Here is a 24,828-nt window from a genome sequence, read left to right on the forward strand (position 1 = left end):
AATGAGTGACACCCTGATGCTAAGTTAATCATAATATTTTAGAAATGTAAAATACACGACGTATAAATATTGAAAATATTATATTTTATTAACGAAAAAAATTTATTATATTAAAGAACAAAGACTTTAGGTAATTCAAGCCTCTCTAGGTCCTTAAAAATATAGTCTTAAGTTATGGCAATTAATATTTAATTAGATAGCTCCCCAATAAGTTAAACCTATATGCTTTAAACTTGTAACTTACAATTAGTATAACCACACATAAAATAAATTAAATTTATAGCTTCGCATACATAAAGAATGTTTATGCTTTTGTTTTTTATTAAGAGGATTAAAATCTCATTGTTATCGTTTGTAAAAACATAGATAATATAATCAAATTAACCTTCCGAGGCAAAAAATGTACGTTTTAGATAACAATGGCATCGTACTTAATTCAGAATGCATGATTGGTGAGGAAGATGGAATTTTCGGTTTAATTTTAGAATCACAAGGACCTATCACAAGGAATAAAGATTATAACATTTCACTCGAGTACATAATCGAACGACTAATCCAGGCTGACATAAGCCATATTAAAGTATATTTAGCTTCAACCCCAGCAAGAAAAAACATAAAATCCGTTTCTTTGCGAAAAATACATTCAAGTGATTTATTTTCTTTGATCGATAGTAGTCCTTCTGAAATAAGACAAGAGTTAGGTAGATGCCAAGCCTATTTCAGTAAAGTTGGTAAAAAAGAAAACCCTTCTGGAAACAGAACTAAACGAATAATGATTACTGTGTCGGGTATCAACAGCATTGACTTTTGGGAATCAATTATATTAGGCGATAATAAAACTCTTTTTGAATCGACTGAAGATGAAATGGTGTTAATTAAAAGAGTTAGTAAGCTAGTTAAAATGCCTTTAGCTGTTCCTAAAGGCTCAATAATGCCAAAAAGTAAGAATATACATCAGACAGTCTACTTCCGCGATCCCTCTGTTAAGGCTTGGATATTACAGCAAAGTAATGGAATTTGTGAACTTTGTGGTAATAATTCGCCCTTCAAAATTAGCGGAATTCCATATCTGGAAGTTCATCATGTAATACCTCTCTCAATTTTAGGTCCTGATACCATTTACAATTGCGTTGCATTATGCCCAAACTGCCACAAAAATTTGCATTATGGTGATAATGCTCAGGAGCTTTCCGAGAGCTTATATTTAAATATAAAAAGATTGATAAAGTAACCCTTTGTTAATTCAATTGGTTACATTATATCTTTAGATAAAACTCTTCATTAAGTACGACACTTCCGTTCGGGCTGAGAATTAGATAATGAGATAATCATTTTGAAATAGTATAAAACTCATACTTTAATAATTACAGCCTTCAAAAAACTCTAGTTTTGATAACAAATTAACTTTTTATATAGAAATTTTATAATATTTTCATACGATAGTTAAAAGTCTAACTTAATTTCCCTCCCTTTAATTTTGTGTCATTATAGGAACTCAACTTAAGTAATGGATTTTTGACTATTTAATAATAGTTGTGTCTATAGTGAGATTGACTAATAATGAAGATCGCTAAAAAATCATGATCGATCGCGGCTGGGACAGTGCGCTGGGCGAAGCGGAGTTTCAGGATGCCGATAACATGGCGCGTCGGCCACGCCGCCTTTCCCCGCGCGAGTGCGCCCGTCTGATGGGCTTTGATGTGCCAGGCCGCGAGCCGTTCCGCATTCCGGTTTCGGACACTCAGGCTTATAAGCAGTTTGGTAACTCGGTGGTGGTGCCTGTGTTTGCAGCGGTGGCTCAGCTGTTACTGCCACATATTCGTCAGCTGAAGTCGTAAGCATCCTGAAATAAAAAAACCCGTCTGGCGACGGGTTTCAGGCTGATGAAGAACTCACATCAGGCGAGTCTCACAGCAACAAATAAGCTTAACTCGCAGGGAACACGGTCAGAATAGGAAAGCGTCCCGCGCCAGGGACGGCGCGGGCCGAGCATGTCAGCTACCGTCTTGATAGTCAAACTTATGCGCTGTAATTCGGGTCAAACTCCTGCTGCTTCATCAGCACTGCATAACAGATATGAACCAGCTTCCTCATCACTGCGCACAGGGCTGACATTTTAGCCTTACCAGCTTTTAACAGGCGCTCGTAGAAAATCCTGAGCATGGGATTATGTTTTATCGCCGTCATGGCGCTGAGATACAGTTTAGCCCGTAAATCGGCCGGACCCGTTTTGGTCAGGCGTGACCGGCCGTTCACTGAACTGCCTGACCGTTTCTCCCGCGGAACCAGACCCAGCCATGCCGCCGCCTGTTCCGGGCTGCTGAAGGCGTTTCCACGCAGCACTGCCAGCATATTCGAGCCCACCTGCTTACCAATGCCTTTCACCGACGTCAGGTACTTCATGTCCTGCTTCAGGTCCGGATGGTTATCAATATGGTCGTCGATCTGTTGCTGGACCGAAAGCAGCTCTGCATCCAGCGCCGCTATCATTTTTGTTACTGAAGCTTCAACGCGTGTGGAAAAGCGGGTGACGTGCAGTTTTTCCAGCCGGTTCTGCTCACGCTGCAAATCTTCCCGCAGCGCATCGCGCCTTTTCAGCAGCGCTTTCAGTTCCCGGATGGCCGGTGGCGGGGGCACCCATGCTTCCGGCTGGCGCAGTGCGCCATAGAGCGCCAGAACATGGGCATCTACGTGGTCGTTTTTCGTCAGAATGCCCATGCCTGTAGCAAAAGACCGCACACGGACCGGACTGGCAACCACCACGCGAAGTCCTTTTTCATGCAGACCATAAGCAAGATGCTCATGATAGGTTCCCGTCGGCTCCAGGATGACCTGCAGCTCAGAGAGAATGACCTCTCTGACTGCCAGCCAGTCCAGTAACTGCCGGGCCACGTCCGGTCCGTTAGAAAGCACTTTGGTTTTTTTCCTGCCCCCGGGGCCTTCCGGAAGCAGGCAGACATCAATTTTACTTTTCCCGACATCAACACCGAGCTGAATCATTTTGCGTCTCCTTTCACCTGATACCATCACGCCCGTTTCCCTTGTGCATGCGAAGTCGCTGCTCCAGGCAACCGTTCAAAGTTAATGCTGGCGTGAAAGGGGAAGCAGGAGATCTAGGCTGACACACAGGATCGAATCCTGATGGATGACACAGATTCATCCTGCTTCCTGTAGTGGGAGCTAACCACTACAGAAAACAAGATACAATGGACTGGCCTTAGCGTCTTTCCGATCTGACCGTGTTCCCTTCGCAGGCACAGTCTCACAGCGAAAAGGTCCAGCCTTTCTCCAAAGTAAAAACCCGTCTGGCGACGGGTTTCTGTTTTATTTCTTCTTCTTGCTCTGCTTCTTCAGCAGCAGCCGAATCTGCTTCAGCTCTGTTGCACTTAGTGCATCGGTCTTCACGTCAGCGGCACTGGATCCCTCAGTCCCCTCTTCAGTGATGTCCTGATTATCAATCGCCGGATGTGGATGCGTTTCCAGACTGGCCTGCAAACGTTGCACAATCTCCTGGCTCATCGAAATCTGATTTTCCAGCGCCAGCTGTTTAATCGTTTCTTTCAGCTCAGGATCAATTTTAATTGTTAAATTAACAGTTTCAGTCATCGGGCAGCTCCTTTTTGTTATTGCTACAAGCTACCGGATGACCGTTTCGATTAACATACTGTCACAAAAATTTAATATTCGGTTTGTAAAGGTGTGAAGTCCCGCAGCACACCCTCATCCATACCCACCAGATTGCCCTGTAGTTCGGCATAAAGCTTCGCCATATAGCGCACCAGGAAATCGGCGTTATGTTCAGCCAGCATGCGGCCGGTTTCGGTGTGCATGGTTTCCGGCAGACGCAACAACTTCTTCTGGAAATGATCCAGCGTCCACTTAACATCATTCAGCTCGCGATCTTTACCCAGCGGATCCTGGCTGTCGAACAACGGCCGATTCAGCGCACCGGCGGTGTAGAAGACCCGCGCCAGCCCGATCGCGCCCAGCGACTCCAGCCGATCAGCATCCTGTACAATTTTAGCTTCCAGCGTCTGAGGCGGTATGCCGGCGCTGAAACTGTGGGTTTTAACGGCATGCATCACGGCATCAATCTTTTCAGCCGGGAAATCGAGAAAGTCCTGCTGCAGAATGCGCTGGGTTTCCGTCGCGGCATAGGTAGAGGCGAGATGACGTTCCGGATGGTTCTTCGGCAGATTCACCACATCGTGAAAATAGCAGGCGGTCAGCACCACCAGCGGATCAGCGGACGTGCCGTTCATGATTCGCTGTGCGCTCATCCATACACGCCGCAGATGGGCGATATCGTGCGCGCCGTCGTCGTGGATCCAGTTCGCCTGAAACCAGCTTTCATAGCGAGATTGCCAGAGTGTAAGTGACATAATCTATCTCCCTGTAGTGATCGACAGCAGTTTTTCTGTCGCGATCAGTGCGCAAACGGCAAGCCATCATAGCGACTGGCTAATGACACTTTTTTTACAGTGCAGTTGAAAAGAGCAGCGCTGCCAGCAATTCCGGGCAGAAAAATGAGATCTGGATCATCTGTATAGCATCTCTGTTACACAATAACCGCAATTTCGGCTGTTTTCAGTCTTTCCTCAGTGAATTGCTGCTAAGAAAATTAGTTTAACAGGCGTAATGTTTGGTTCGATCTTAACCAACTTCCTGCCTCATGCTCAGCGTTTTTTTGTCACGCGATTAAGTGTAAAACTGCACGTTATGACAGGTGAAAAAGTCTGAAAAGGTTCCTATTTTTACGGTTATAACGTACTGTATCCGGGCTATTCGTCGCTTTTTGCCAGTTGCGTGATAAGCTTTGGTGCGCTTTTTGCATTTTGCTGGTTTTTAACTACTAAAGTGACAATTATACAGTGACAGTCAGCCTACAAATTATTAAGCAAAATGATTTAAAGCTTTTATGATAACTCTCAGATGTGAAGCAAATGGACTTTTACAGCAGTAACCGGGTTCTACTAATAAAAAGAGGTAATCCATGAAAGAACGGCCGATTCTTTTTTCCGAACAGCGTGTTCGTGCCCTGTTGGTTGGCCAGCAAACGCAAACCCGGCGCATTATGAAAACTCAGGCTTTCGGTCCGGGACAGGATCATCACGAGGGCGTACACGCTTTCGATGTGAGTGCTAATCATCTGCATGGTTATAAAATGATGTCGATGACGGACATCAGCTATCAGTGTCCTTACGGTAAACCGGGTGACGTGCTCTGGGTGCGTGAAACCTGGCGTGGCCCGATGGTACCCGAGCAGTATCTGGCCGATTATGAACGCGACCCGACGCCCTTCCGCCAGCCAGAATATTGCCAGTATCGTGCAGACAGCAACGAGCTGGGCCAGCATGCACTGAGCACGCCGGAAGCAGAACAGTTTGGCTGGCAAACCGCCATTCATATGCCGCGCTGGGCCAGCCGCATCAATCTGGAGATTACCGGCGTGCGCGCCGAGAAAATTCAGGACATCAGTGAAGATGACATTATGGCGGAAGGTGTGCAGACCGATTCGCACTTCCTCAACAACTTTTTCACCATGAACGTCAATTCTGAATCGCCCAAAGAGGCGTACCGTAAAGCCTGGGAAAAACAGTATGGTGCGACCAGCTGGGAAGTGAATCCCTGGGTGTGGGTGATTGAATTTCATCGTATTGAGCGCAACTGACGCCCCGGCCCCACGCTTTGCGGGCTGAATCACAGACAACGACCGTGCTAACGGGTTGAATAGACGGCCCTTAGCCCTGTCGCCAGATGAACATTGCCAGCATGGTGTTTCGATGCTGGCATTTTTATGTCTGGCGCGTCAGGATAGCGAAATAGTCCGGTTCTGTGCGGGAGTTGCGATGTTTAAATGGCCCTGGAAAACGCATAACGACGCCACCCTGGCCGCGCTGCCATGGCAGCATGGGCTGGCGCAGCCGATATTCAGCCAGCTGGATGAGGCTGAACAGCAGGCACTGGTTGAGCTGGCGCAGCGCTTTCTGCAACAGAAAAAACTGGTGCCGCTCGACGGTGTTCAGCTGGATGAATTGCGCAGTGTGCGGATCGCTCTGCTGTTCTGCCTGCCGGTGCTGAAACTGGGTCTGGAGTGGCTGGACGGGTTCCACGATGTGCTGATCTATCCCGAGCCGTTCGAGGTCGACGATCAGTGGCAGGATGACGATGGGCTGGTTCACAGCGCGCCTGCGGTTCACGCCGGACAGAGCTGGACGCAGGGGCCGGTCGTACTCAACTGGCTCGATATTCAGGACTCGTTCGATCTCTCTGGCTTTAATCTGGTGATCCACGAGGTTGCGCACAAGCTGGATGCCCGCGGCAGCGGTTACACCAGCGGTATTCCGGTCATGTCGCTGCGTGACGTCGCCCTTTGGGAGAAGGATTTGCGTGCCGCGATGGCGGAGATAGAAAGTGAAGTTGAACTGGTGGGTGAACAGGCCGCCACGATCGATCCCTACGCCGCCAGCGATCCCGCTGAGTGCTTCGCCGTGCTCTCTGAATATTTCTTTACGGCTCCGGTTCTGCTGGCCGAACGCTTTCCCGCCATGTATCAGCATCTGCGCCAGTTTTACCAGCAGGATCCCCTGGCCAGAATCGCCGCTGACACTGCGCAAACTGCTTAAATCACGATCGCTTTGCGTTAAAGCTAGCCAGTTGAATGATAATGTATTTTTTGCTGTTGACACCTTAGAGCGACGCCGTTAATATTCGCCTCGTTCACACGATTCCTCTGTAGTTCAGTCGGTAGAACGGCGGACTGTTAATCCGTATGTCACTGGTTCGAGTCCAGTCAGAGGAGCCAGATTAGAAAAACCCGCTCAGGGAAACCTGAGCGGGTTTTTTGCTTTTCAGCGATCCCAGTATTCTCTTCCTGTCTGACTGTTCATCTCAACTCGTCTGCGGTTGTTATTACCGAGACCACCGTTAAGTCTGGATCAACGCATGCTGTCTGGCGCAACCCTGCCATGGTGTTGTGACGAGATGGCTTTAAATGAAAAACCAGCCGGGCAATATTTGCGCCAGCTGGCTCATACTATTGACGAATTATTACTCAGGAATGGTCAGTACCTGACCCGGTGCAATTTTATCCGGGCTGCTGAGAAGGTTTTTGTTCGCCTCAAAGATTTTCATATATTGGGATGCATCATTGTAAAACTGCTTTGCGATGGCGCTGAGCGTGTCGCCTGATTTAACCGTATATGTTCGATTACTCCCTGTGGCGGTGACAGACTTATCTTCAACATTTTTATCCACAGCATGTAACAACTCATCGCCTATATTTTTAATATTATCCAGAATGCTCATATTTACTCCCCTATCATTTCTGATACGTTTAGTTTAATAAAGAAAACAGGATTGCCAGGCAAACACTACGCGGCGTACGATACACCTGCTTTTAATTCATGGGTTAAACCACTGCTAAACGTTGCTGTAAATAATATAAAATAGAGGATGTTAATGATGGGTATATTTTCATGGGTTGTATTTGGATTACTTGCCGGCATTATCGCCAGATGTATTATGCCAGGCAAAGAACATATGGGCATTTTCATGACCATTATTCTGGGTATTATCGGCGCGCTGATTGGCGGTGTCGTCAGTACCGCTCTGGGTTTTGGCAAGGTCGATGGCTTCAATATTTACAGCATTGCTATTTCCACCGTGGGTTCAATTATTGTGCTGTTTGTCATTCATAAAATCAGAGCGTGTAAACAGTCTTAATAGATTACGTTATAGGGGATAACAGAATGAGTTTACTGGAAACAGTACTGGCCATGTGCGGCCTGAATAATCAGACCAGCCAGGAAGTGAAAGGAGTGCTGGAGTGGGTTGAGCAGCAAGGCGGTTTACATACTATCGTGAGTCACCTGCAGAGCGGCGAGTACAGTGAGGTGGTCAACTCCTGGCTGGGCGATGAGCAGAACGTTGCGCTGAGCAGCGACCTGGTGCAGAAGATGATTAACTCTGAGGCGATTGAGCAGCTGGCTGCGCGGATGGGCATCAACACCGGCGATGCACTGAACCTGCTGGCGAAATATCTGCCGCAGCTGGTGGATAAAGCGTCAACGGCGGGCGTCGTGGATAAAAAGGCTGATCTTACCGGACTGGTGAGTCAGTTAATGCACTAAGCATGATGCTAGTGAAAGATAAAAGCCTGCTGCGAAAGTATTGGGCTTTTATCTTTTAGATTTTTGACCAGCATTGTAAGGAAATAATTAGCCAAATGGTTTGAGCTGTTAATATTAAGTTGGTTAAGGATGTGTAACTAAATAATTTACAAATGAAGCATCACCATGATGGCTGAAGCTTCATATTAGCAATATGCGCCAGAGATATCCGGGGTGTAATGACTTGATGACCATTTTGGTCATTTATTGTGGGTTTATCAGCCAGAAACGCTAAATCTATTATTAACTTAGCCAATTCAGCCACCCATATATTTAGGCGCAGCATTTAACCAGGATATCAAAGCCTCATCAAAAAATTTGAAATTCACTCGAGAGTAAATTCAAATTCTTTTTCGCTCCCTTTGCCCTGGTACCTATCTTTAGTTTTCTCAAATAGACAAACAATAACATCAAAAGTGGATCCCAATTTTTTTCGGGAAATGGAAGATTTCTTCCAATTTATACACACACCGCAAGCCATACCGGAGCTTAACATATCCCAAAGAGCATCAGTGTTATTACCATAATACTCACCAAAGTCTAAAGCATTAGCTATTACACGATGGAAATCGCGTTCTGAATCCACTTCATCACCTTCAATTATGACATTACGATACATATAGCACCCTTATTACATCCATTTCCCAATTGATGTCGCCGTTTCATAATGGTCTGAAGTGATATACAGTAACCCATCTTTAGAATATAACAAGCGTGTACCTGCTTGCCTTGCTCTGGGATAACAGAGGCAATAAGAATAGCCCGATCACCGAGGCGGGAAGATGGGCTTTAAAAACTTACAAGTAGAGAACCCGTCATAAGTCGGGATCTTACATTGAATTAATAATGTTACAAGATGGTAATAATCTTTCGATTTCACCCTGATCTTTTTCATTGAAATAAACTTCAAGTTGATGTTTTTCATCATTAACCCAATCTAGGATGCAATCTTTTAAAACTTCTAAATATATACGTAAATCAGAGTCCGGAATGCCGGGCAAAGACTCATGCACAATCATTACTTTATTTTCACTAATCCAATCCAGATCGCGTAAACAATCATAGAGGGCGTTCCAGTTGAAGCCAAAATACCCGGGAAACCAAAGTAAATAATAGAGGGATCTTAGCAACTCGTCAGTGTCAGCGATGTTTGGATCGATCCTGGCTAAAAATACAGCACCCTTTACATAACACACTGATTTATCTTCATATTTAAACACACTCATTACATAATCACCTGATTTTTATGAACGTTTTATAATGATCATTTGTATAATAAGCCTCACCATTTTGTCCAACAATAATTCTTTGAGGCCCTGGTCCTGATATGTTCGGAGTTGGATGAACATATTCTTTATAGTATCCATTAGGTTGCGTGGGCAAGCCAGATATTCCTGTCGTGCGATCAGGATAGTTTCTGAATACTGAAAAATTATTTTTATGTGGATACTTTCCGCCACTAGTAATTCTATTAGGTGTAGTTTTAAATAAAAACCCTAAGTAAATATTCCTCATAATATATCTACTTTATTATTAATATTTATTGAAAATAGCAGACTCTTGAGTTGTATTGACTGGTTTTGTCTATCCTTTACTACTGCCAGCAACAATGCCGCTTGCTCCCATCACATTCCTTTCATCATCCATAACACCAGGCTTTATTGCATTTAATGCAATGACTTATGCCGGGCGATTGCCATGTTAATGGCTGCAACTCAACATAATCACTTCCCAGAATATTATTTCCTATTACATTATTTAATTGCTAATAAATACAATTAGCCAAGTTATATACGTCAGTCTTGATAGCCAAAGAAAAATCGAGCCAAAGGATAGGTCTGACTTTGTCAAAAAAACCTTAATGAAATAAAATGGTTTTTCATCATCAGTTAATCCTTGGTGAAAATACTTTCCATAGAGTGCAAAGAGAAGAAATGAAAAACCTCCGGACAAATTAGATATTAACAATAAGTTATCGGCCTCCCTTCTATATTCAGCTATCGCTGCCGCTATATATCCAAGAACAAGAAAAACCAATGCGCAATTTGATAAAACATCTCGTTTAAAAAACATATAATTGAAATAGAGCAAGGAATCCTTACCTACCTTAGCGCCACCAAGATCCCTATAAACAAAAATAAAAAAACACCCACCCCATAAAAATAAAAAAAACAATAATATAAATGATGACGCATTTAAAACAATATCATTTGAAATCATAGTGATATATTTCCTTAGTAGAGTCACCGTTCAGATCTATTTTTTCGTCATGAGAACCAGTGGCAGAACCTCTAAAACCAATACTTGGTCCAATAGAAAAGGAAATACCAATTCCATCTTTTCCACCAGACATTCCTACAGAACCGGGACCAAAACCTATGCTAGTTGAATAATCACGATTTAAGTCTCCAAACAATCCTGGGAAATATGGGCCAAAGTCAATACCGATCGAAGCTCCAGCCTTAATACCAAATTATTTAGTGTATCCTGAAGAAATAGATAAGTAATCATTATTAATCTCAGATCCTCCTTTCAAAGCAAGTCCCACACCACCTGAAACCTCAACTTTTCCATTAGGTTTAACCTTATACTCAGTACCCCAGGAAGGCCCTTCGCCAACAGCAATACGATTCAGCCCTGCCTGTTTCTGCTCCGGAGTCAGACCATTAACTTCCGCATACTGGTTCCAGGATTTTACTGCCGCACCGTAGCTGTTCATCCCCGTACCAAAGCTCAGCGCATTATTCTCCACCGCATTTTTACCCGCAACAGCGCCCTGAATCCCACCTTCAACAGAACCAGAAGCCACTCCCGCCGACAACTGCGCGGCCAACTGGCCGAGCGCGCTGACAATCTGCTTCTCTTCCTGCGTCAGGTCGTTGGCCTGCTTGCCAGGATACATTGAGTTGAGGATAGCTCTTGCCTTCAGCTCACCACCTGCAGCACCCGCTGTTGCGCTGTTGCCCGCCAGCTGCGTCAGTACGGCACCCGCAACCGCATGCGCCATGGTGTTAGCCAGGATGTTAGTCTGCTCCTGTCCGTCGACAACTTTGCTGGTAGCTTGCTTAATTTTATTGGCGATGTAAGGCGCCATTCCACCTGCTGCGGCTGCACCCAGGTTACTTGCGCCAAGGCCACCCAGCGCGCCCGTCACCGCTGCGATAGAATAGCTGCCGAGCAGGCCTGATTTTTCCTCGCGGTGAAGCACTTCAGGAAGAAGGGATAAGTGAAATACTGCTCGGAAAAAATAATCCGTTTTACAGAGGTGCCTCGCAGTTTATTACTTGGCTTTCAGCGAGTTTATGCGGCAGAAGGTGTATATTTAAACAGGTTAAATCGGAACAGGAAGCACTTAACGAGACATTTTTAGCGCGGCTGAAGCGGGTTGGCCCCCGTTTCAGCCGCTGACCACAACTAACTGAGAAGGAGTTGAGCATTGCTACGCAGGATATTAAGCCAGAAGTGAGTATTTCAAAAGCATTACGACAGCTGAAGGTGGGATATATCAGCATCCGTCACACCGACCGGAACGACATAACCACGTATCATAGCCGCTGCCCCAGCCTTAACCTGAAGGGTCTTTGGCTGGAAGAGGCAGGGTTTGGCACTGATACCCAGGTGACCGTGGCGATAGAGCACGGGCAACTTGTGATTCGGCCATTGGCTGAGTGACAGGTAAAAAATCCCGTCTTTTGAGGGCCGGGATATTCTTTTTACTGGTCGTATTTAAAATCAATATTTATCTTGAGGGTTTCAACATTTACTGTTACTTCACAGCTATGCCAAAAAGGTTTTTCCTGTGACTTAAAAGTGTCCACAAAATAATTTCTTAACTCTACAAGCAAATCAAATAAATCACTATTTGCTTGTGCTCCAGCCGAGAACCAACCAGTATCCCCTGTATCCACGCTTATATAATCAAACTCACACCTACAATGATCATTTTCAGGTGATAAATCAGCTCTCATAATGATTTTTGATGCATTTTCAGGCGCAACAGATAGTAAGACTGAACCGATATCATTATAAATTTCCTGATCAGATCGCATTACTTACCTCCTGGTGCATTTTTAAACGTTTCAGATATCATTCTTCCGCCATTTATAGAGTACTCAACATAGAATTTATCCGGCCTTGCACTATTCCCAGTATAAGACGGTTGAATATTTACTTTAACATCTTTACCTTCACTTAAGGCCTTGGCCCAAGAATTTTCCAAACTTCTCCAAGTTCCTTTATTAAGGTTTCCATCCATTGGTAACAGGTTTAGTTTTTCACCAGGACCATTAAAGATGCTGGCTATTAAATGCCCGCCTTCATCACCAGGATTACCACATCGACCCGCCTTACACTGCTGATACCCATTCCGGTCTTTCGTATTAGCGCTAAGACTTGCTTCAACCTGAATCGGCCTAGCCAAGCTGTCAGTATGATAAGTCTTATCTCCATCAATCTTATAAACCGTGTTAGGTTCCGGTTTGTTAATCGCTTTATTCCAGGCTCCTTTTTTACCGGAGTCCACGATAACGACATTTTTTTCAGCACTTACAGGGAGTTTACTTCCTTTTCCTGCTCCTGTAACTATTCCCGCCGCACTGGTTCCAGCCGCCTGAGCCAGCGAGTTGATCGCAAGCTGCTTCGCCTCCGGTGAATCCCCAGACACCAGTGCATTATGGATCGCCGCATTTCTGTCTGCCTCTAGTTGGACAGTTGTCACTTGGAGAACAGACAGTTCGTTCTGATCTGCCGGACTTAGACCACCTGTAGTACGGGCTTTTTCCAGCAATTCACTGGTACGGCTGGCATAATCAGCCTGTAATCTGCTGACTTCATTCGCTTTATCAACACAGGCCTTAGCACCCGTACACTCCACAACGCTCTTTTGTTGTTCCGCTGAGAATTGCCTGTATTTCTCAATGACTGTTCCTTCACAAGCTTTATTGCCCTGGCATTGTGACATTTCCTCAGCACGGGATTTGTTTTGTGCAACGCTCAGCGCATTATTCTCAACCTCAGTTCTACCGGCAGATGCCCCACTACCTACCCCAGCGCTGCCATCAACCGCACCGCCCGCTGTTGCGCCTGCCAGCGTTACAATGTTGGCAATCAGCATCTTGTCATCGGCTGACAGTTCAGAAGCATCCTTGCCGTATAGCAGATGGCTGAGCGCGTCGTTGTAGCTGAGCATTCCTGCAGTCAGTCCTCCCGCCGCACCGCCAATGGCGCTGCCACCCTGCGCTTTAGCAATCAGCCCTGACGCCAGCGTGTGCAACAGCACGCGCATAGGTTCGTTACCCTGCGATACCTGCTTGACCATCTGCGCCAGCAATGGAGCTGCACCTGCCGCCACCGCGCCGCTGACGTTACCGCCCGCCAGCCCGGCAAACAGCCCGCTGATAGCCTGTGCCGCAATCTGCAGGTCTGACCCGATGCCGTACTTCTCTTCAACATTCTGATCGATTTTATCGAGTGCTTTTTTCTGATCCGCTTCTGAAAGCTTATTGAACGCAGCATCGTTTTTAAGCTTGTTTCTCTCCTGCTCCTTCTCCTGCTTCTTCAACGCATCAAAGGTCTGCTGAATCGCCTGCTGTCCGAGTACGGCCATTTCGCGCTGGATGGCAAGACTGCCTTCTGCTTTTTGCACATCAAACTTATCTTTCAGCACATTCTCCGCCGCGGCGGTGTCGCGGCTGATTTGGGACACATCCTGCTTCTGCGCATCCGGATTGCGGATCTCAATCGTTCCCGGTGAGATGGCGCTGTAGGTGGTTGAACTGGCGCGGTCTTTCGTCTGCTGCAGCGTGCCCATGGGCAGCGAGTTATCGCCCGACTGCTGGGACTGACCAGATTTTGATGTGTCGTTCCCTGAACTGTCAGATGTATGAGTGGTGTTTTTTCCCATGCTGCCGCTGACAGCTGCGCTGAAGCCGCTGCCGCCCGCATTGGCGTGGTTTTCAATATCCGTCCAGCCCAGCGTCCCGGTGCTGAGGTGATTTTTGTCCGGCGTTGCAGATGAGGCGATGATCGCGCCATCAAGCTGGGTATGGTTGCCGACGTAAATGTTGTAGCCGCCATCACCCGCGCTGATCCCGCTCTGCTGCTGTACAGAATCAAAATCATTGTAAATTTTGCTGCCGCTCATGCTGGCACTGCCCTGCACCGGTACGCCCGCACAGATAGGCGGTATGCAGATACTGGCGCTGAAGCCTGATGAGCTCTGATGGCTGTCGTAGCTTGCACGATCCTGCTGGCTGGCAATTTCCAGGTTACGGCCCGCGTTGAGGTCAACGTGATTGCCGTTGAGGTTTGCTCCGTTCAGCTTGACGTCCTGACCCGCTTTGACCGTCAGATCGCCCGCTGCGGACACTTCGCTGTTGTGATGAGTAATGCTGCTGCCATTTCCGTTTGCACTGTTCTGGCTGGCAGCCAGCTCAAGGGATAAGCCGTTCTGGCTGCCGCCCAGGCCGAATCCCACGCCGACACCGTATTTGCTGCCACCGCTGCTTGACTGCTGGCTGCTGCTGTCCTCGGCGCTGTTCAGGGCGATATCGCGACCCGCATTCAGCGAGACGTTATCACCGCTGATTTTTACGCCTTCGCCTGTGATGTCCTGCTTAGCCGTGACTGCTACGTCGCCGCCCGCCTTAAGCACACTGCCGCTCTGCTGCGTGCTTTTCTGTTCCACGGACTGATGGCTGCTACCCACGGTGGCGCTCACGGTGACTTTGACGGCTGCGGTGTTCTGGTTGTAAGCCGACAGCGCGGTCATGGCCGCCTGCGCGGCATAAATGGCCTGCAGGCGCGGATCATCACTCTGTTTGTGCGACTGAGCCACCTTGTCCGCCGCCTGCGCCATGCTCACGCCGTAGCCGGAGACCTGCGCGGTGATGCCATACTGCGAGGATTTACTGCTGCTGCTGCCTTCGTGCGTGTCTTTTGACGGATCGAGGTGGATGTTCTCACCGTTGACGCTCAGCGAATTGCCTGCATAAACGTCAGCCCCCTGCAGGTTAACGTCTTTGCCTGCATTAATTGAAACGTTACCCAGCGTACTGACGATACCGCTGCGTACGGTGTTCTGCTGCGTGCCCGTGCTGGCGTTTTTCCAGCTGTTATGACCCACGCCAACCGTTCCGCTGTAACCATCGCCGCCCAGATCGCCTATAGCGTGGTCAGACCCGGAGGTCGATGCCTGCTGGCGGTCTTCGCCTGCTACGACGCTGATCTTACCCTGCTCCGCGTTAAGCGAGACGCCGTAGGTGCCGGTCAGGGTTGAACCGCTGATTGCGATGTCACCTTTATGGCTGGTGACGTCAACACTACCGGCGGTTATCGCGGAAGTGTGTTGCGCGAGCATGCTGCTATCACCGCTCATCTGGTTGTTTTTCGAGCCGTAATTAGTCCCTGCCGAACCATTGTTCGGCGACCCGCCGCCGCTACGTGCCAGCGCACCAATTGAAGCTGATGTTGTTGCCGACCAGCTCTTACTGCTACTGCTGCTGGCAGCCTTCTGGCTGTCAGAGGCTGCGGTGATGTCAATATTACGGGTAGCGTCCAGTGAGGCTCTGGCACCGGCGTTCAGGCTGCTGCCCTCAACCAGAATGTTGCCGGTGTGGGTATCTGAATCGCCGCGGGCCTTCAGTAGCAGATTTCCGGTGGTATTGAGCGTGCTGCCGCTCTGATAGATGCTCTCGCTGTTCTGGCTGACTTTACTGCCTGAACGGCCATAGGTCAGTCCCGGCGCCGGGGAATCCAGCGAACTGGCGCCCAACTCATTGCCAGTCTGTTTCATCTGCTCGTACACCGAACTGGTGTTGTTCATGATGTCACGCAGATTGCGCACGGTGTCCAGTGGCGTTAAGTTCAGACTCAGACCAAACCCGCTGCTTTTCGACGCCTGCTTCGCAGTCTCGCGCACCTGGTCCTGACCGGCCACGATGGCGATGTTTTTCGCCGTCACGCTGATGTCGCCGTTCTGGCCGCCCGCAATAACGTCGCTTCCCTTGATCAGCGCGTTGTTACCCGCCGTCATGCTGACCACACCGTTGCCTGCACCCACCAGGCTTCGCGCATCGCTCTGCGTGACCTGGTCGCCGTTACGTTCGCTTTTAGCCGACTGTTTACCGTAACTGAGACCGAGTCCGCCACCCATCAGACCGCTTTTCTTCTTCTCTTTCAGGCGGTAGTTAGATTGAGTATTGGTGGCGGTAACAATATTCAGGTCATTGCCTGCACTCAGTGCGACGCCTTTGTCACCAGCCACAGACGAGCCCTGAACGGTCAGGTCGTTTCCGGCAATGACAGACACGGTGTTGCCGCTCAGTTGTGAAGCCTTTTCACGGGTGTCGCTGTTTTCCTGAATGGTGTGTGTAGTGGTCTTTTTCAGGAAACCTTTCTTGGTTTTGGTCTCTTCACGGTAGGCATAATCACTCTCCGTCGCAGTGGTGATATTGACGTCGTGTCCAGCCTGCAGCGCCAGATCCTTATTGGCTGTGACTGTTGCGGCCTGGCTTGTGATGTCATTGCCCGCCAGTAGCCTGGTACTGCCACCACTGGCAATTTCAGTGCCCTGCTGGCGTACCGACTCATTGATCTCAACCTTTTTGCCGGATTTGTAGCTATTGCCAGAACCGGTTTCAGCCGCCAGCAGATTGATGTCGCGTCCTGACCGTACGGTAATATCCTGTTCCGCCGCAATCGCCGCTGCGTCACTGGTAAGGTCGCGTCCGGCGGTTAACATCAGATTGCCGCCGCTGCTAATGGCAGTACGATCTATGCCGGTTTCATGGGATTCATCCCGCCACAGATTATCGTTCTGGCTGGTGTTCACTCCTTTGAGATTGAGATCGTTGGCGGCCACGAGTGCGGCATCGCCTCCTGCACTAAGGGTGCTGGCTGTGACGGTCACATCGCGACCCGCCTTAATATTCATTGCACCAGCTGATTCTAGCCTGGAAGCGGCGGAGGTTCTGCTGATGAAACTACGCCAGCCATTATTAAAAGAAGTATCGATAACGTTAGCAACAATCGACACATCGCCAGCCGCATTAAGTAAGGCATCGCCGCCGGACTGAATCGATGCGCCACGATTCATTATATTTTTACCGGCGTTGAAGATCAGATTATCGAGTGAATTTATCTTCGCCTTTTCGCCCTGTTCATCGAATAATGAACGGCTGAATGTTGAGCTGTTATCATTTTGCGTGAGCTGAGTGATATTATTAATGTTACCACTGATGCTTTCGAGCTCAACCCGCTTACCACTGATCGCTGAGCCGATATTGTTAATATCATCGAGCGCGCTGATTTTTAAATCATCACCGGCTTTAATGAGGGCGTGGTTGAGATTATCAACACCGTTCTGACTGTTAAGCGTCATGGCATTCTGTGCCAGCAGAGTACTGGCGTTATTACTTACCTGACCTGCATCAACGGTGACGTTTTTGCCAGAGATCACACTGCCGTTATTGATAGTGGTATCATTCGCAACCAGATAAAGCTTCGGCACCAGCACGGTTTCGCCATTAATCGTCGCCGCTTCCCACCAGAGAATACTGTGATCCAATGAGGCAATCTGCTCTGCAGACAGCGTTACGCCGCTTTGTAATCCCAGCGATTGCTGCGCGGCCGCAGCGTTATCCATCAGATAGCGCATCTGCTCAAGATCGGAACCGAGACTGTTGATATAGCGATTTCCCGTTTGGCTCAGCACGGTATTGCTGACGTAGCGCGTATCGAATGCGGCATCGCCCAACAGACGATAGTCATATTCTGGTTTCAGATTAAGCCTGTTCAGTAAATATGATGAGCCCAGGAACGTGTTTTTATCTGTCAAAGCCGCTGACGTTTCTATCGGGGCTTTTGAAGGTTGTTTTCCCAGTAGCTGGTTAAGCTCGCTAAATAAGCTTGTATCGAGTTTGCCTAATCCGTTTAACTTTGGGTTAAGAACAATCAGATAATGGCTTTTTATATCATTTGAGACAATAAAATAGCCGTCGCTTCCCTGCGGCAATGGATAGGCGCTGGTATCAACAGAGGTCAGTGATGGCTTTCCTACTTGTTGTCGTAAAAGATCGTAAGGCGTCTTACCCAAGGCCCCTCTTTCCTTAATTTCAGTAGATCGAAGCGGGTCGGCAGAATAGGTATTCAGGTCCGTCTGCGGCACATTTGCGGCATCCAGGCCGGTGGCGCCATTAATCTGCTGCAAGGCGCTGGCGATTTGGTCACGCCAGTCAGGCCCCCCCACGTTAACCGAAGCAACGGCAACAGCGGCAAGCGGGGACCGTGCGCCGCTTACTGATTGTTGTACAAGCGTATTAAGTCCGGGGCGCGATAGCGTTGGGGAGATGGTACCGCGAACGTCCTGAGACTCACTATCATTGATAACGTTATTGAACTGTATGCTAAGGTTGCCGTTAGACTGAACAACGCCACGAATTGTCGCGGCCTGCTCGGTGCGATAAGTCTCGGTGGCTACATAGGTTACCCTATCTTCTAAATCTGCCGCCTGCCCCTTATAAGTATATTTACCTGCGCCACTGGATTTTAAATCATCGATATTATCGGTCAGCATCGTGCTATTACCGTTTTTGACCGAGTTATAATTACTATAGCTGGGCGATGGCTTGAAAATTCTCCATACGGCCTGCGTGCCCGACAAATAAGACTTATTATTTAACATGTCGCCGCTGAGCGATAAATTTTGTCCCGCAAGGATATAGCTGCCCAGATTGTCCAGCGTACTGGCCCGCCCTGTCAGATTTTTTCCTGCAGTTATTCTTCCGGCCTGCCCCGTTACGCGCGTGCTTGACATCGTTCTGGCGACGAGTATTTCTTTGTTCTTATCCAGACTGGCCGGGATAGGTTTAATATTCCAGATCCAGGCAATAAAGGGCGGCGCGGGTGAAAGCGGGTGTTCCGTAAAGTAGTATTTCAGTTCGCCTCGTTCAAACAGGCTCAGAGGAAGTTCAACCGTACCCGGCGCAACTGATCCATAACTATTGGTGACATTTTCGGTGGTGGTTTCACCTGCGGTAATCGATTCCCACTGGTTTACTAAATGCCCGGTATTAATCGTAATATCGCCGTCCTGCGACTCAATGGTGCCGGAGGTATTGATTACTTCGCCATTAGCATTGCCTGCTGCATCGCGCTGCATCCACAGGCTGTTACCGGCCAGCACGTCGCCGCGCTGGTTTTTAATACTGTTGGCAAAAAGAGAGAGATTGCCGGCCGCATAGAGCAGCGCATTGTTAACGATGCTGCCAGGCGCACTGAGCACCAGGTTGCCGCGGGTACCGGTAAATCCGTCCAGGACAATATCGCTGCGGCTGGCTAAGTTGATATTCCCGCCGCCCTGCAGACTGCCATTCCCGTTCATGGCGATGCGGTTGCCGCTTAACGTACTGTCACCCGAACCGGTAGTGAGCTGACCATTATTAGTGAGATCGCCGCCTGCACTCAGCGTCAGCGCGCCGCCCTGCATCGTGCCCTGGTTGTCTATCGCGCCATTACTGCTGACAGAGAGTCGCCCGCCCGCAGCCAGCACATCGCGACCGGTAAAACCATTCGCGATCTCCAGTGTGGCATCACCCAGCGCCACCACCTGACCGGTCTGGTCAAAGCCATTGCTGTGAACCAGCAAACTGCCGCCACTGAACAGACGACCACTGCTTTGCTGATTGACCTGAGCGGCCATTACGCTCAGCCGGTTGTTACCCAGCAGCGTGCCGCTGTTGTTTACCTGCTGATAATTGACCTCAAGGTTGCCGCCCTGGGCCGTGCCCTGGTTGCTGAAGCCATTGCCGGTCAGCGTACCCTGGCCGTCGGCCAGCAGCGTACCGTTGTTGCTGGCATTGGTCGCATTGAGGATGAGTTGAGACGCCTGTAACCAGCCGTTGTTATTCAGCTGCGGCGTATTCAATGTCTGCGCGCCACCCGCGAGCCATCGGCCATCGTTTTGCGTTAAACCGGTTATTGTCGCGACACCGTTGCCATTGCCCTGAATCAGGCCATAGTTGAACAGTTCAGGCCCGGTCAGCGTCAGGGCGTTTTGCGTGATCATGGCGCCATTGCCGCCGTTGGTGATGCGTCCACCGGCATTGACCAGCAGGCTGTTGTCACCCTGTAAGCGCCCGTTGTTATCCACCACACCACTGGTGATCTGCAGGTCGCCGCCCTGCACGCGTCCGGCATTATTAAGCGAGGAGGACTGAAGCGTCAGCCTGCCCGCACTGAGCAGCGTTTTATCCTGCTGCTGAGTCAGTGCACCGTTAAGGCCAACAGTCAGCGCCTCCACACCGGTCACGGCGCCGTTATTGTTTAACGTGTCGCCCCGTAGCGTCAGGTTTCTGGCAATCCATTCACCCTGATTGGTCAGCGTCAGTGCCTGCAGTGCCGCAGTGCCATTCGCTGAAATCTTACTGCCAGCGCCCGCATCAAGGCGATCCGCCAGAATCAGTTGCAGCGCATCCGCACTCTGGATCGCGCCATTATTGGTCAGTTGCCGGGCATTCAGCAGGATCTGCTGTCCCTGCCAGCTGCCGTTATTCACAACGTCCCCGCCGTTGATGTTCAGCGTGCCCTGCGTCAGCAGCGATCCGCCCTGATTATTGATCAGCTGACGTGATGGCGCGGCCAGCGCTCTGAGCAGCATTCGCCCGGCCACCTGTGGCGTAGCGGCAAACGTCAATGCCTGCAGACCAATCAGGCTGCCCTGATTAATGACGCTGGCGGGTGAAATGGTCAGGGTTTTGCCCTGCACCGATCCGCTGTTATTCAGCGCGGCACCGTTCAGCCCCATCGCCCCTTCGCTGAGCAGTGAGCCGCTGTTGTTCAGCGTGTTCGCCGTAACCTGTGCGGTGTTCTGACTCATCAACGAGCCGGTGTTATGCAGTTCATTGCTGATGCTGGCGTTCAGATCTTTGCTGCCCAGCAGCGATCCCTGATGCAGCCAGTTGTCAGCGTTAACCGTTGCCTGTTCGCCCTGCAGCGTTCCCTGGGTGTTGAGCTGACCCGCGGTCAGCGTCAGTGTTCCGCCGCTCAGCGTTTTGCCACCGGCAGATTGCGTGATGTTATCGGCCTGAGCAGTCAGCGCCGTGTTGCCCTGTAACAGACCGTCGTTGTTCAGGCTGGTGCCCTGCAACCCCAGGCGGTCCGCCATTATTTTGCCGCTGTTGCGCAGCGTGGTGGCATTAAGGTCGCTCTCTCCCTGGCTGACCAGCATGCCGCTGTTGATCAGATCGCTGGCGATATTACCGCGCAAGGCGCTGATGCCATTGATGCTGCCGCGATTGTCGAGAGAATCCAGCGTGACGTCGAGTTGCTGGCCCTGCCAGCTGCCATCATTGATCGCGCTACCGCCCTTGACGATCAGTCGATCGCCGCTCAGCAGTTGCCCATTGTTGTGGTTGAGGGTCTGAGCAAATCCGAGATCCAGTAGCGTGTCGCCCTGAAGCAGCCCGCTGTTTTCCAGCGTATTACCGCTGGCGCTGAGTTGCTGTGCCGCAATCTGGCCGCTGTTACTGAGCGTTTGTGCCTGCAGGTCGGCCTGCTGGCCAGTCACGATCTGTCCCGTGCTGCTGTTATTCAGCGTATCGGCAATCTGAAGGTCGAGGTCATCGCTCAGCAGGCGTCCGCTGTTGTTGAGACGGTTGCCGTTGACTGAAAGCTTACCGTTAACCTGCAGCAGCCCGTCGTTATCCAGTTGATCTAACGTCAGCGTCAGCGGTCCTCCGGCGATTAACTGGCCGCCATGGAGGTTGTGGAGTTGCTGATGATCCAGCGTTAAGGTGCTGTTGCCCTGCAGCAGACCGCCGTTACTGAGCACTGGCGCATGCAGGCTGAGGTTATCTGCCGCCAGTGTGCCTTTGTTATCGATCTCCCCAGCCTGAAAATTCATCTGCTGCTGGCTGATCAGACTTCCGCTGTTATCCAGCACACCCCCGACCTGGGCTGTCAGTGCCTTTCCGGCGCGAACAGTGCCACTGTTCTGCAACGCCTTCGCGTTTAACGCCATCTGATCGGCCTGCATTGCGCCGCGGTTATTCAGTGAAGTGATGTTGCCGTTCAGGATGCCGTCACTCAGCAACTGTCCGCCCTGCTGATTATCCAGCTGGTCGCCCTCCAGCGTAATCTGCTGATTGCCCTGAATCAGGCCACTGTTAATCAGGTCGCCCCGCAGCGTCAGCGCCTGGGCAATCAGCCAGCCGCTGTTGTCAGTGTGATTCGCTTTCAGCGAGATGCCCTGTTGTCCCAGAATCTTGCCGCTATTGACCAGCGTGTCGCTTTGCAGGTCGGCGTCGGCTTCACTGAGGGCATTGCCGCTGTTCTGCCAGCGGTCAGTATTCAGTTTCAGCTGTTTGCCCTGCATCAGTCCGCCGTTGTCCAGCGTCTGCTGTTGCACATTCAGCTGACCAGCGCTGAGCAGCGTGCCGCTGTTGGTTAACCCGCTGCCCTGCAACGATACTGCCTTGTCACCCTGAAGTGTTCCGCTGTTATTGACCTGGCTGACGTCGCTATTCAGCGTTGCGGCGGCGATGATGCCCTGATTAGTCAGTACATCGCCGTGCAGCTGGAGTGGGTCACTGGCCAGCAGTTTGCCACCCAGCTGATTATCCAGATGCCCGTACCGGGCGCTGAGGCTGGCAGCGTTGATTTCCCCGCTGTTGTTCAGCTGGTCGCCGCTGACAACCAGTGTTTTGCCGCTGGTGATCAATCCACTGTTATTAAGCTGTGGCAAATCGAGCGCAAAGTCGTTGTCGGAGCTGATCGTCCCCGCAGCAAGGTTATCCAGCTGTCCGGAATTTAAAGAGAGCTGGTTAGAGCCCTGAAGCAGGCCGCCGTTACTGATTTGCCCGGCGGTCAGCGTCAGATTGGGTGCGGTTAAAGAGCCCATGTTACGCAGTTGTGCACTGTTCAGGATGAGTGCGTTCTGACTGCTGATGGCCCCCTGATTTTCCAGCCTGCCACGAGCGGTCAGTTGCGCGTCACCGCGTGCAGTGATGGAGCCGTTTTGTTGCAGCGTATCGCTGTTAATCACAGCATCGCCATGACTCACCATCTCGCCACTGTTATTCAGGGTCGGGGCATCGATTTGCAGACGCTGACTGACCAGATTGCCGCTGTTGCTGAAGGTGTCGGCAACACTGAACAGTGCGTTGCCCTGTGCGGAGAAGATCCCGTCCTGATTCAGACGATTAGCCGTAATCGTGGCATCACCCATACTGATCAGTTTGCCGCTGTTATCAAGAGTGCCGCTTTGAATGTTCAGGCTGCTGCCGCTGATTTCATCGCGGTTAGTCAGCTGTCCGCTCACAGCCAAAGTATTTTTACCCTGAGCCAGCAGCTTACCGTTCTGTTGCAGAGTGTTAGTGCGAACCTGCACGTCACCATTACTGGCCAGGCTACCACGGTTAGCGATCTGCGCGGCCTGGATATCGAGTGTTTTTGCGGCGGCGAGCTGACCGGCATTGTCCAGCTGAGAGGTGGCAGAGAGCTGCAGCGCGTCTACCGCACTACCGCTGCTGCTGTTATCAACACTCAGGTTAGCACCGCTGAGACGCACATTCTGGCCTGCCTTCACGCTGCTGCCTTTGAGCGTGATATTGCCCTGACTGTTGAGATCCAGCGAGGCGTCGCTGCCCAGCGAGGCCCCATTTAAGGCGATATCCTGCTGCGCTGTCAGCGCGACGTTGCCCCCGGCTTTATGTTCGCCCTGCAGGGCGATGCTGCTGCCTTTTGCAGTCAGGGTGCCGCTGGTCAGGCTGTTGTTGACGCTTAAGCGACCCTGCGCATCCAGCACCATATCGCCCTGACGGGCATTAAGATTGCCGAGATTGACGCCAACGCCGTTTTCGCTGGAAACCAGATGGATGCGGTTTGCGTACATGCCGCCCAGCGCGCCGGTATCTACAGCGACCGCTGGCGCAGCACCTTCGCCCGCGATGGGGGTCACGCTGCCATCAGCACCAACCCGGTTTGCGCCCAGCGTCACATTGAGATCTTTGGCATGGATGCCTGCGTTGATTTCGGTTGCGCGCGCAATGATCGAGACAGCATCTGCCTGGCTGCCATCCAGTCCTTTACCCTCAATGCTGATTGCGCCTTTCGTCACTTCCAGCGATTGCAGATTGCCCTGCGCATCAAGCTGCGGTTTACCGGTAGTCAGTGTGACGTTGGGCGTATTGATAAAGCCGCAGCCGTTACAGGTAATGCCATAAGGGTTAGCGACCATCACGTTGGCCGCTTTGCCCGCTACTTCGGTATAGCCCTGCAGCTGTGAACGGTTGGCACCCACCACCTCATTAATAATGGCCCGGGCTTCCTGCCCTGCTTTGAGGTTCGGGTTGTTCTGGACAAGTCCACCCAGTTGGGTCTGCGTCAACCGGCCGGTTGCGTTGTTCAGGATCAGCCCTTCCTGGCCCACGTTGTAATTCTGATACTGGTTATGCGACAGGCCCGCCGCATTCGGCGTCGCGATATTAATGACCGGAACACCATTCCCGGCAGCATCGACGTTGGTCCCTGGTGTGACGGGCGCTATCGCCGCAGAAAAGGCGGGCAGCAGTGGCTGAAACGCGATCAGCGAGCAGATGAGATAGCTCAGCAGACGACGCGGCAGTGAAAGCTTTAATTGATCATCCATAATCGGGGCCTT

General features: G+C 50.2%; 16 protein-coding genes, 1 tRNA gene and 2 pseudogenes. 8 read left to right on the forward strand and 11 right to left on the reverse strand.

What is annotated here, in order from left to right:
- Nucleotides 1-400 precede the first annotated feature (400 nt).
- Nucleotides 401-1,231, forward strand: coding sequence for an HNH endonuclease (locus NR195_RS06690; protein ID WP_167423376.1), 831 nt, complete (start codon nt 401-403; stop codon nt 1,229-1,231).
- 343 nt (nt 1,232-1,574) lie between these two features.
- Nucleotides 1,575-1,838: pseudogene (locus NR195_RS06695) on the forward strand (DNA cytosine methyltransferase); the annotation flags it as partial.
- A 181-nt stretch (nt 1,839-2,019) separates the two neighbouring features.
- On the opposite strand, the gene NR195_RS06700 reads toward NR195_RS06695, so the two are convergent.
- From NR195_RS06700 to NR195_RS06710, 3 genes are all read right to left on the reverse strand, one after another.
- Complete coding sequence (locus tag NR195_RS06700; protein WP_191921152.1) at nt 2,020-3,000, reverse strand: IS110 family transposase; 981 nt, start codon at nt 2,998-3,000, stop codon at nt 2,020-2,022.
- Between the two features lie 324 nt (nt 3,001-3,324).
- The gene (locus tag NR195_RS06705) at nt 3,325-3,606 is read right to left on the reverse strand and encodes an Arc family DNA-binding protein (protein ID WP_010247717.1); all 282 of its coding nucleotides are present in this window, start codon (nt 3,604-3,606) and stop codon (nt 3,325-3,327) included.
- A gap of 71 nt (nt 3,607-3,677) precedes the next feature.
- Nucleotides 3,678-4,382, reverse strand: coding sequence for a phosphohydrolase (locus NR195_RS06710; protein ID WP_060680449.1), 705 nt, complete (start codon nt 4,380-4,382; stop codon nt 3,678-3,680).
- A 611-nt stretch (nt 4,383-4,993) separates the two neighbouring features.
- Between NR195_RS06710 and NR195_RS06715 the strand changes: the two genes are divergently transcribed.
- From NR195_RS06715 to NR195_RS06725, 3 genes are all read left to right on the forward strand, one after another.
- Entirely contained in the window at nt 4,994-5,671 is a 678-nt protein-coding gene (locus NR195_RS06715; RefSeq protein WP_010247721.1) for a hypothetical protein, read from the forward strand.
- Between the two features lie 178 nt (nt 5,672-5,849).
- Nucleotides 5,850-6,626 carry a DgsA anti-repressor MtfA gene (gene mtfA / locus NR195_RS06720; RefSeq protein WP_171820333.1) on the forward strand — a complete coding sequence of 259 codons (777 nt, stop codon included), beginning with the start codon at nt 5,850-5,852 and terminating at the stop codon, nt 6,624-6,626.
- 103 nt (nt 6,627-6,729) lie between these two features.
- Nucleotides 6,730-6,805, forward strand: a tRNA-Asn gene (locus NR195_RS06725).
- A gap of 245 nt (nt 6,806-7,050) precedes the next feature.
- Here NR195_RS06725 and NR195_RS06730 read toward each other — a convergent pair.
- A complete protein-coding gene (locus NR195_RS06730) occupies nt 7,051-7,308 on the reverse strand; it encodes a LysM peptidoglycan-binding domain-containing protein (RefSeq protein WP_187491495.1) in 258 nt (85 codons plus the stop codon).
- Between the two features lie 156 nt (nt 7,309-7,464).
- On the opposite strand from NR195_RS06730, the gene NR195_RS06735 reads away from it, so the two are divergent.
- Both NR195_RS06735 and NR195_RS06740 read left to right on the forward strand, forming a co-directional pair.
- A complete protein-coding gene (locus tag NR195_RS06735) occupies nt 7,465-7,725 on the forward strand; it encodes a GlsB/YeaQ/YmgE family stress response membrane protein (protein WP_187491539.1) in 261 nt (86 codons plus the stop codon).
- A gap of 26 nt (nt 7,726-7,751) precedes the next feature.
- A complete protein-coding gene (locus tag NR195_RS06740; RefSeq protein ID WP_010670866.1) occupies nt 7,752-8,132 on the forward strand; it encodes a YidB family protein in 381 nt (126 codons plus the stop codon).
- Nucleotides 8,133-8,496: 364 nt separating this feature from the next.
- On the opposite strand, the gene NR195_RS06745 is transcribed toward NR195_RS06740, so the two are convergent.
- The 5 genes and pseudogenes from NR195_RS06745 to NR195_RS06760 form a co-directional block, all read right to left on the reverse strand.
- A complete protein-coding gene (locus NR195_RS06745; RefSeq protein ID WP_256844317.1) occupies nt 8,497-8,790 on the reverse strand; it encodes a barstar family protein in 294 nt (97 codons plus the stop codon).
- 211 nt (nt 8,791-9,001) lie between these two features.
- Nucleotides 9,002-9,397 (reverse strand): barstar family protein, encoded by a 396-nt coding sequence (locus tag NR195_RS06750; RefSeq protein WP_256844318.1) that lies wholly within the window; start codon nt 9,395-9,397, stop codon nt 9,002-9,004.
- Nucleotides 9,398-9,404: 7 nt separating this feature from the next.
- Nucleotides 9,405-9,686, reverse strand: coding sequence for a ribonuclease domain-containing protein (locus NR195_RS22945; protein WP_256849119.1), 282 nt, complete (start codon nt 9,684-9,686; stop codon nt 9,405-9,407).
- A gap of 243 nt (nt 9,687-9,929) precedes the next feature.
- Nucleotides 9,930-10,391, reverse strand: a complete 462-nt coding sequence (locus NR195_RS06755) for a hypothetical protein (protein WP_143789079.1) — start codon at nt 10,389-10,391, stop codon at nt 9,930-9,932.
- Nucleotides 10,378-11,265, reverse strand: a pseudogene (locus NR195_RS06760) (polymorphic toxin type 25 domain-containing protein). The gene NR195_RS06755 and the pseudogene NR195_RS06760 overlap by 14 nt, the downstream one beginning before the upstream one ends.
- A gap of 335 nt (nt 11,266-11,600) precedes the next feature.
- Between NR195_RS06760 and NR195_RS06765 the strand changes: the two are divergent.
- A complete protein-coding gene (locus NR195_RS06765; protein ID WP_256844319.1) occupies nt 11,601-11,843 on the forward strand; it encodes a SymE family type I addiction module toxin in 243 nt (80 codons plus the stop codon).
- Between the two features lie 41 nt (nt 11,844-11,884).
- Here the strand turns inward: NR195_RS06765 and NR195_RS06770 are convergent, their stop codons facing one another.
- On the reverse strand, nt 11,885-12,220 hold the full coding sequence (locus tag NR195_RS06770) for a hypothetical protein (protein WP_256844320.1): 336 nt from the start codon (nt 12,218-12,220) through the stop codon (nt 11,885-11,887).
- Complete coding sequence (locus tag NR195_RS06775; protein WP_256844321.1) at nt 12,220-24,816, reverse strand: hemagglutinin repeat-containing protein; 12,597 nt, start codon at nt 24,814-24,816, stop codon at nt 12,220-12,222. Before NR195_RS06775 ends, NR195_RS06770 begins: the two co-directional genes overlap by 1 nt.
- Nucleotides 24,817-24,828: the final 12 nt, after the last annotated feature.

This window comes from Pantoea sp. Ft-CA_14, assembly GCF_024520875.1.
Lineage (GTDB): Bacteria > Pseudomonadota > Gammaproteobacteria > Enterobacterales > Enterobacteriaceae > Pantoea > Pantoea agglomerans.

Excerpts from the sequence above, each read along its gene's own strand:
- NR195_RS06690 (WP_167423376.1), top strand. The coding sequence starts at position 401 with ATGTACGTTTTAGATAACAATGGCATCGTACTTAATTCAGAATGCATG.
- NR195_RS06745 (WP_256844317.1), bottom strand. The coding sequence starts at position 8,790 with ATGTATCGTAATGTCATAATTGAAGGTGATGAAGTGGATTCAGAACGC.
- NR195_RS06775 (WP_256844321.1), bottom strand. The coding sequence starts at position 24,816 with ATGGATGATCAATTAAAGCTTTCACTGCCGCGTCGTCTGCTGAGCTAT.
- NR195_RS06770 (WP_256844320.1), bottom strand. The coding sequence starts at position 12,220 with ATGCGATCTGATCAGGAAATTTATAATGATATCGGTTCAGTCTTACTA.
- NR195_RS06705 (WP_010247717.1), bottom strand. The coding sequence starts at position 3,606 with ATGACTGAAACTGTTAATTTAACAATTAAAATTGATCCTGAGCTGAAA.
- mtfA (WP_171820333.1), top strand. The coding sequence starts at position 5,850 with ATGTTTAAATGGCCCTGGAAAACGCATAACGACGCCACCCTGGCCGCG.
- NR195_RS06710 (WP_060680449.1), bottom strand. The coding sequence starts at position 4,382 with ATGTCACTTACACTCTGGCAATCTCGCTATGAAAGCTGGTTTCAGGCG.
- NR195_RS06740 (WP_010670866.1), top strand. The coding sequence starts at position 7,752 with ATGAGTTTACTGGAAACAGTACTGGCCATGTGCGGCCTGAATAATCAG.
- NR195_RS06715 (WP_010247721.1), top strand. The coding sequence starts at position 4,994 with ATGAAAGAACGGCCGATTCTTTTTTCCGAACAGCGTGTTCGTGCCCTG.
- NR195_RS06750 (WP_256844318.1), bottom strand. The coding sequence starts at position 9,397 with ATGAGTGTGTTTAAATATGAAGATAAATCAGTGTGTTATGTAAAGGGT.
- NR195_RS06700 (WP_191921152.1), bottom strand. The coding sequence starts at position 3,000 with ATGATTCAGCTCGGTGTTGATGTCGGGAAAAGTAAAATTGATGTCTGC.
- NR195_RS22945 (WP_256849119.1), bottom strand. The coding sequence starts at position 9,686 with ATGAGGAATATTTACTTAGGGTTTTTATTTAAAACTACACCTAATAGA.
- NR195_RS06735 (WP_187491539.1), top strand. The coding sequence starts at position 7,465 with ATGGGTATATTTTCATGGGTTGTATTTGGATTACTTGCCGGCATTATC.
- NR195_RS06730 (WP_187491495.1), bottom strand. The coding sequence starts at position 7,308 with ATGAGCATTCTGGATAATATTAAAAATATAGGCGATGAGTTGTTACAT.
- NR195_RS06755 (WP_143789079.1), bottom strand. The coding sequence starts at position 10,391 with ATGATTTCAAATGATATTGTTTTAAATGCGTCATCATTTATATTATTG.